5 protein-coding genes are annotated in these 8,671 nt (G+C 61.3%); all 5 read left to right on the top strand.

What is annotated here, in order from left to right; genetic code table 11:
- The first annotated feature begins 64 nt into the window (after positions 1-64).
- The 5 genes from AC24GY_RS21070 (at position 65) to AC24GY_RS21050 (ending at position 8,663) form a co-directional block, all read left to right on the top strand.
- Positions 65-1,315: an alpha/beta hydrolase family protein gene (locus tag AC24GY_RS21070; protein ID WP_487686867.1), complete on the top strand. Its 1,251-nt coding sequence runs from the start codon at positions 65-67 to the stop codon at positions 1,313-1,315.
- A gap of 34 nt (positions 1,316-1,349) precedes the next feature.
- On the top strand, positions 1,350-3,794 hold the full coding sequence (locus AC24GY_RS21065) for a CehA/McbA family metallohydrolase (protein WP_487686865.1): 2,445 nt from the start codon (positions 1,350-1,352) through the stop codon (positions 3,792-3,794).
- Positions 3,795-3,851: 57 nt separating this feature from the next.
- The gene (locus AC24GY_RS21060; RefSeq protein ID WP_422319999.1) at positions 3,852-4,412 is read left to right on the top strand and encodes a DUF6714 family protein; all 561 of its coding nucleotides are present in this window, start codon (positions 3,852-3,854) and stop codon (positions 4,410-4,412) included.
- Between the two features lie 51 nt (positions 4,413-4,463).
- Positions 4,464-6,815, top strand: coding sequence for an alkaline phosphatase D family protein (locus AC24GY_RS21055; protein WP_487686862.1), 2,352 nt, complete (start codon positions 4,464-4,466; stop codon positions 6,813-6,815).
- Positions 6,816-6,923: 108 nt separating this feature from the next.
- Positions 6,924-8,663: a GDSL-type esterase/lipase family protein gene (locus AC24GY_RS21050; protein ID WP_487686861.1), complete on the top strand. Its 1,740-nt coding sequence runs from the start codon at positions 6,924-6,926 to the stop codon at positions 8,661-8,663.
- Positions 8,664-8,671: the final 8 nt, after the last annotated feature.

The following is an 8,671-nucleotide window of genomic DNA, read 5'->3' as shown; positions in this document are numbered from 1 at the left end:
CGCGTGCCGAAGCGGTAGAAAAAAGATGCTGAATTGACTTGGCGGGAGCGTTTGATCTTCCGCCATGAGGTTTTCTCTTTTCACCGCCGCTGTTTGTCTCGCCACATCACTCCATGCCGAAAAAGTCGGCCCCTGGGATCTTGATGCCCTCAAAAACAACGTGCCCGCCATGAAGTGGGTGCGGCAGGATCAGCCGATTCATTCGCTGACCTATGCGGGCGAGAAGTACCAGGGCCATGACACCGAGGTCTTCGCGTTTTACGCCTCACCGATCACCTTGGGAGAGAAGGTGAAACCCGGCACCAAGTTCCCCGGCGTGGTGCTCATTCACGGCGGTGGCGGCACGGCCTTTGCCGACTGGGTGCACCTGTGGGCCAAACGCGGCTACGCAGCCATCGCGATGGATTTGAGCGGCTCGCGCCCACCTGAGCCCGAGTTTGATCCCAAGACCGGCATGGCGATTGGCAACGGTCACCGCGGTGTGCGCACACGCCTGCCGAATGGTGGCCCGATGCACGGTCATCCCGAAAAATTCGACAGCATCATCACCCCTGACACCAGCGACGACTGGCCCTTCCACGCCGCCGCGAGCGTGATGCGCGCGCACACCCTGCTGCGCAGTTTTCCCGAAGTGGATGCGGAGCACACCGCTGTGACTGGCATCAGCTGGGGTGGGTACACGACCTGCCTCGTGGCTTCGTTGGATGATCGCTTCAAAGCCGCCGTGCCCGTCTATGGCTGCGGCTTCCTGCATGAAGGCGAGTCCGTGCAAAAGCCCAGCATCGACAAGCTGGACCCCGAGCACCGCGCGCTGTGGGTGAAGGAATACGATCCCGGCAGCCTGCTGCCACGCTGCCATGTGCCCATCCTCTTTGTGAATGGCACCAACGACGTCCACTACGTGCTCGACAGCTACATGAAGAGCTACAACGCCGTCCCCGGCGAGAAGCACATCCGTATCCAGATCAAGATGCCGCATGGACATCCTCCTGGCTGGGCTCCGAAGGAGATCGCACTGTTCATCGATTCAAAATGCCGTGGCGGTGATGCCCTGCCCAATCCGGGCGCACCAAGCGTGTCTGGTGAGAACGTCACCGTCACCTGCGAGAGCAAAGTGCCTCTCAAGAAAGCCGAGCTCAACTACACCACCGACACCGGCCTGCGCTCCAAGCGCGAATGGAAATCTGTCCCCGCCACGATCAAGGACGGCACCATCACCGCCCTCAAACCGCCCGCCGAGGCGAACACCTGGTTCATCACCGTCAGCGATGAACGCGATGCGATGGTGAGCACGCCTGTGCAATTTGGCCCGTGATCCAAGATGCGGGTGTTCGTGACGTATAGAGGTCATGAACAAATTCTGCGCCCTTTTTGTGACGCTTTCCCTCGCAGCCTACGCTGAGTCGCTGCCAGTGATCGAAGTGGAAGGCCAGCCGCTGGCGGCGAATGCGCAGCGGGTCGTTCAGGCGCTGGATTTTCTCGGCAGGCCGTTCGCGGACGAAATGCGCACGAAACTGCAGACCGCCATCACGGCGCGTGATGGCTCAGGCGTGCAGTCTGCGCTGGATCCGCAGGTGCTGTGCGTGGTGGACATCAGCCCCGAATCACGCGTGAAGGCGCAGCGCGGCCCGGCCACCGCGCAGGTGCAGCAGGCAGGCTACACGCCTGTGCTGATCAAGGTGATCAACCACGCCACCAGCGTGGCGCGCCTGCAGATCGGCAGCCCGCAGGCCGGGCCCTCCTACGCTGGCGTGGCCAAGGGCACCATGGAACGCGAGCGGCAGACGCATCTGCGGGAGAATGAGAACACGCAGGGTGCCGACCGCTTTCTGGAAGTGAGTGTGTACGATTCACCGCCGATGACCGCAAACCTCAGCGGTCTGGAAGTCGAATACGCCATCGCACTTGTCTATTCGAGCGAGGCGGGCAAACGCGAGGCCACACTCGTATTCGACATCGGCCAGGGAACGCAGGATCTCGGCTTCCGCGCGGAGGTCCCGGTCCTGTTTCAGGTCTCACCGGCAGTGACGGTGAAGCTCGACATTAAGGACTTCGACGGCAGTGACACCACAGCACGCCTGACCTTCACCAATGCGCAGGGGCAGGTCTTTCCGCCGCAGGCACGTCGTCTTGCGCCGGATTTCTTTTTCCAAAAACACCTGTACCGCCCCAGCGGCGGCAGCGTCCTGCTACCACCGGGAGAATTCACGATGGAGGCCTCACGAGGCCCGGAATACCGCACGGTGAAGACAAAGGTGATGATCCCTTCAGCGAAGGAGACCACGCTTCCCGTGAAGCTTGCGCGCTGGATCCATGCGGCGGACTTCGGTTATTACAGCGGCGATCATCACATCCACGCGGCGGGCTGTGCGCACTACACCTCGCCTTCCGAAGGCATGCGGCCGGAGCACATGTTTCAGCAGGTGAAGGGCGAGGGGTTGAATGTCGGCTGCGTGCTCGCCTGGGGCTACTGCTTCGACTATCAGCGCCAGTTCTTCGGCCCGAAGGTCGATCTCTTCAGCGAGCCGCTGACGCAGATGAAATATGACATGGAAGTGAGCGGCTTTGGCTCGGCGGCGCTGGGCCATGTGTGTCTGCTGAACCTGAGGGAGCTGGTGTATCCTGGTGCCGATGGCATCAAAGGCTGGCCCACCTGGACCCTGCCCGCGCTGCGCTGGACCAAGCAGCAGGGCGGTTTCACCGGCTACCCGCACTCTGGCAGTGGCATGCAGGTGAACTCCGCCACAGCGGCGAAGCGCCTGCTCGATCTCTACGATGCCAGCAAGGATGCGCGGCTCACGGCAGCCGAAGCGCAGAACGCGCTGCTGCCGGAGCCGTTTGATAAAATCGATGCCGACCACGATGGCGGACTCAACGAAGCCGAACTCATCAGCAGCCATGAGCGCGTGCTGGATCTCCTGCCGAATGTCGCGATTCCCGACGCGGGCGGCCATGAGATCTTCGTCACCACCGCGCATGGCGTGTGTGATTTCATCAGCGCGATGGACACAGCACGCCTGCTGGAGTGGAACACCTGGTACCACCTCATGAACTGCGGCTTTCCCCTCAAAGCCGCCGGCGAAACCGACTTCCCCTGCATGAGCGGCACCCGCGTGGGCCAGGGCCGCACGTATGTTCAGCTCGGCAAGACCGACCGCATTGATTTCACGAAGTGGTGCGAGGCCATGGCTCACGGTCGCGACACCTATGTGAGCGATGGCTACGCCCACGCATTGAACTTTGCGGTCGAGGGACAAACCGCAGGCGGTGAAGTGAAGCTCGCGCAGCCGGGACGCGTGAAGGTCAGCGTCAAAGTGGCGTTCAGTTCTGAGACACCGCTGGAGATCGCCTACGGCGGCGCGACACCCGTCGCAGGTGCACGTCTGACCGGTGACACGGTGAACTATCATGATGTCACCGCAGCGCAGCCCTATGCCGGCGGCAAACGCAAGGTGGAGCTCATCGTCAATGGTCAGCCCGTGGCCATGCGCGAGGTGCCTGCAGATGATCAGATTCATGAGATCACCTTCAGCGCCGACATCCCCCGCAGCAGCTGGGTGGCGGTGCGGCAGTTTCCACAGCTTCACACGAACCCGGTGAACGTCTTAGTCGCAGAACAACCCATCCGCGCCTCACGCCGCAGTGCGCAGTGGTGCCTCGGCTGCATTGAGCAGCTCTGGCGCGTGCGGGAGAAAAACATCGCCCCGGCAGAGCGGGAAGACGCCAAACGCGCGTATGAGGCGGCGAAGGAAATCTATCGACGCGTCGCCTCTGAGGCTCCGGCAGGCAGTTGAGGAAAAAGTCAAAATTCGCTGATGAGTGTGGATCGTGACTCACGTTGCATCGGGCTCATGAATTATCCGACAGCCGCAGAGATCGCTGAAATGAAGACGCGAGGCTATGAAGCCGAAACGAGCAGGCTGGCAGTGCAGCAGATGGAACGGGGCAAGGAGGCGCTGAAACTATGCGAGGTCATTGAAACGGCATTCCATGGAGTGACGCTCGGCTCAGGTGTCGGCCTGCTTCAGGCCCAGGGTCTGGATGATTATGCAGATGAGGTGACTTGTGCTGCCTATCGAGAAAAGGATGAAAAAGAAGACTGGAGGCGCATCACCGCCGAGGAGCTGAATCGCTGCCATAGCAGTCTAAGCTTCTTCGATGCTGAAGGAATGCGGTTTCATCTGCCTGCCTTTCTTATTTTGAATCTGCAGGGCGGCGATCGCATGGGCATGACATTTCATCTGGCCCATGCAGCTGTAGTCGATCATACCAAATTCGATCTCCTGTCACCTGAGCAGCGACTTAGTGTGCGGAGCTTCCTGCTCTTTCTCTTGAACGACCCCGACGAGGAATTTGATCGCCCTCACATTCAACACGCACTCGATCATTATTGGGTCTGTCCGCCCTCATAAAAACCAAATTTGATGATGGGCGGGCCCCTTCGTCATCGTTGCATCGGGCTCATGAAACGGAACATCTCCCGACGCACTGGACTCAAGCTGATGACAGCAGGCACACTCATGGGGCTTGGTTCCCGTGACAACGCACCTGCCGCTCCGGCCAAACCCGACGCACCAACGGATGCCTGGGCCAAAACGCATGACCGCGTATTTCTCGGCGGTGAATTCTGGGCGAATCCCATGGAAGACTGGCGCGTGAGCGAAGGCGGTGCGGAGTGCCTAAGCATGGGCGGTGGCCGCAGCGTGCATTCACTGACGCATCAACTGACGCAAGGCGGTAATTTCACGATGAGCGTGACGCTGACCCGTCTGGAGATCGGCAAAGCCGACGGCGGCGCGGGCTTCCGCATTGGCCTGCGCAGTGAAATCAACGAATACCGCAGCAACTGCTTTGTGCAGAAGGGCATCAATGCCGGGTGGCAGGGCGATCAACTGGTGCTGGGACCAAAGACCGTTCAGCTCAAAGACGGCAATGCTTTGAAACAGCTGCGGCTGACGCTCAAGGGCGCGACTGAAGGAGACAAGTGCGTGCTGACACTCACGGCGCATAACGCAGACTCCGGCGTGGAGCTGGGGACGATCTCGCACCCCTTCGGTGCAGAGGAGATTCTCGGCAATGTTTCGATCGCCAACAACTTCGCCGCCGGCGCTGTGGCGGGGGCAAAGAAAAACAAGGGCAAGGCGGGTGCAGCAGGAGGAGGACGCTACCGGTTTCAAAACTGGACCATGGCAGGCAGCGCCTTCACCGTGACGCCGGGCAACCAGTTTGGACCGCTGCTGTGGTCAATGTACTCGCTGAGCGACTCACGCACGAACGAGGGCTTTGTGATGAAGCTCAGCGCGCTCACAGGTCCCATGGGTGCGAAGGACAGTCAGGTGGTCGAATTGCAGGTGCAACAGGGCGGCAAATGGAAATCACTTGGCGAGGCGAAGCTGGATCCTGATGCATGGGTGGCGACCTTCCGCATTCCCAAATGGAATGAGAAGCAGGCGACGCCGTACAAGCTGGTGTATCGCGAAAAGCATACGGACGGCAGCGAGACGCCGCACGAGTGGACCGGCACCATCAAGGCCAACCCTGAAGGCCGCCCGCTGCGCATGGCCGCACTCACCTGCCAGAACGACTACGGCTTCCCCTATGCGCCTGTGGCGGAGAATCTGCTCAAGCTCGATCCTGATCTCGTCTTCTTCTCCGGCGACCAGATCTATGAGAACCACGGCGGCTTTGGCATCATCCGTGAACCCGCTGAACCCGCGATCCTGAACTACCTGCGCAAGTTTTACCAGCACGGCTGGGCCTTCCGCGAAGTGATGCGCAATGCACCCACCCTGTGCCTGCCGGATGATCATGATGTCTTGCAGGGCAACATCTGGGGCGAGGGCGGCAAGAAGATGGACGTGGGCGATACGGGCGCCTCCTCAAAGGGCGGCTACATCGAACCCGCGCGCATGGTCAATGCGGTGCACAAGACGAATGTGGCGCATCATCCGGATGCGTATGATCCCAAGCCGGTGCAGCAGGACATCAGCGTGTATTATGGCGACATGGTCTATGGCGGCGTGAGCTTCGCGATCATCGCTGACCGCCAGTGGAAGAGCGGGCCGGAGCATGTGCAAACCGGCGGCGCACGTGCCGACCATGTGCCCGATCCGAACTTTGACACCTCCACGCTCGACAAACCCGGCCTCGTGCTGCTCGGCGAACGGCAGGAGGAGTTCCTCAAAAAGTGGGCGCAGGACTGGCGCGGGCACACGCTGAAGGCCATGCTCAGCCAGACGGTGTTTGCGAATGTGGCCACGCATCATGGCGGGCCGGATGGTTACCTGAAGGCCGATCTCGATTCTGGCGGCTGGCCGCAGACGCCGCGCAATCGTGCGGTGGAAATCATGCGCCCCTCCATGGCGCTGCACATCAATGGCGACCAGCATCTCACCACCCTGACGCAGTACGGCGTGGAAAAGCAGCGCGACAGCAGCTGGTCCTTCTGCACGCCTGCCATTTCCGCCGGTTATCCCCGCTGGTGGCGGCCGGATGAGCTCAAGATGCCGCATGAAAACCGGCCCAAGCATGGCCTGCCGGACACAGGCGAGTTCATCGACGGCCTCGGCAACAAGGCCTACGTCTACGCCGTGGGCAACCCCGTGGTCGGCCAGGCGGCAAACCGCTACGAGAAGGCACATGAGAAAGGCAGCGGCTTCGGCTTCATCACCTTCGACACAGTGAAGAAGACTTACTTCATCGAGTCCTTCCGCTTTCTCATCGATGTGAAAGACGGCCAGCCGGGCAATCAGTTCCCCGGCTGGCCTGTGACGCTGCAGCAGAAGGAGAATCGCGGTGAGAATGTGATCGCGTGAGGAAAGGTACGATGGTCACTCCTGCCAGCGCTGCCCGTGCTGGTCTGCTTACAGAACCAGAGCGCCATGAGTACAAGCTCCTGTTTTAACGCGTAGAAATGAACCACCATGAGACTCCTCACGCTGCTCCTCGGCATCACCGCCACTGCCTTTGCCGCTGACTCACCCAAGCTTCATCCCAAGGCGGCGGCGCTGCCCTTCACTCATCAGGGGCCGTTTGTCACCACGGCAGACGGCGGCGTGATGTGCATTGATGCCAAGAACGCGCTGCGCAGTACGGATGAAGGCCGCACTTGGAGCACCACGCCGTTGTTTGCCGAACCGGCGAAGTTCAACGTCAGCAACGAGCGCGCGCTGCTGCGCACCCGCGAAGGTGTCATCATCTCCGCCTGGATGAACGGTGCGGAGCGCAAGGAGCCCAAAGGCTGGCACTGGGGCGAGCCGGGCGTGGACTGGCACGCCTTTGTGCTGCCGACGTACTCCTGCCGCAGCACCGATGATGGCAAAACCTGGGAAAAACCCGTGCTGCTCAGCACGCCATGGTGCGGCTGCATTCATTCGATGATCCAGATGAAGTCGGGCCGCATCGTGCTCGTGGGGCAGGAGATCATCCCGCAGTGGCGGCATGCCACGGTGATGTGGGCTTCGGATGATCTCGGCAAAAGCTGGCAGCGCGGCGACATGCTCGACTACGGCGTCGGTACGCACGATCACGCGGGCTCCCTCGAAGGCACGGTCATTGAGCGCAAAGACGGCTCGCTCTACCTGCTGCTGCGTACGGAGTCCGGGTTTCTGTGGGAGGCGACTTCGCGCGATGGTTTGAAATGGGAGGGGCTGAAGCAGACGAAGATCGCCTCCGTCACCTGCTGCCCGCAGATGGCGCGTTTGAGCGACGGACGCATCGCGCTGCTGTGGAATGCACCGCCGCGGCATGATCCGAAGAGCGGCTCCAGCCGGGTGGAACTGTCGCTCGCCTTTTCGGACGATGAAACGGCCACATGGTCCAAACCCGTCATCGTGGCGGCGAATTACGTGCCGGGTGGCCGCGTGTCCTATCCCTACCTTTACGAACGCAAGCCCGGAGAGCTGTGGATCACCACGATGCAGGGCGGCCTGCGCATGAAAATCAACACAGCAGATCTCGGCGCAGGCGAGATCCCGGTCTTTGTCCCGCCGCCCAAGGCGGAGCCGAAACCGGGCGGCATCGTCATGTTTGGCGACTCCACCACCGCGCCGCGCGGCAGCCTGAAGGTGTATGCCACGCGGGTGGAGACCATGCTGCAAAGCATCGGCTCCTCGCTCGGCGTGCACAATGCTGGCATCCCCGGCAACACCACGCGTGATGCGCTCAAGCGTCTGCAAACCGATGTGCTGAAGTACCAGCCACGCATTGTCGTGATGCAGTTCGGCATCAATGACTCAGCCATGGATGTGTGGAAGAACCCGCCCGCCACTGAGCCTCGCGTGCCGCTGGCCGAATACCTCAGCAATCTGCGCCGCATGATCGCCGCCGCCCAGGAGGCGAAGGCCAAGGTCATCCTCATGACCACCAATCCGCTGCGCTGGACCTCCAAGCTCCGCGAGCTGTATGGCAAACCGCCCTACAATCCCGCTGCGGAAGATGGCTTCGATTCCGCCACGCTCGCAGGTTACAACGAAGCCCTGCGCAAGCTCGCCACAGAGCTGAAAGTGCCGCTGGTGGATGTCCGCGCGGCCTACCCGGAATTCGCAGCCAAGCACCAGACCACCATTGAGGGGATGCTGCTGGACGGCATGCACCCGAATGACCTCGGACAGCAGCTCGTCGCGGAGCTGCTGGTGCCGGCGATCCGCAGAGTCTTGCGGTGAGTGGAATG

Source organism: Prosthecobacter sp. Pr1 (assembly GCF_057652315.1).
Note: the sequence above shows the minus strand (reverse complement) of the source record. Positions and strands in the feature narration are given on the sequence as shown.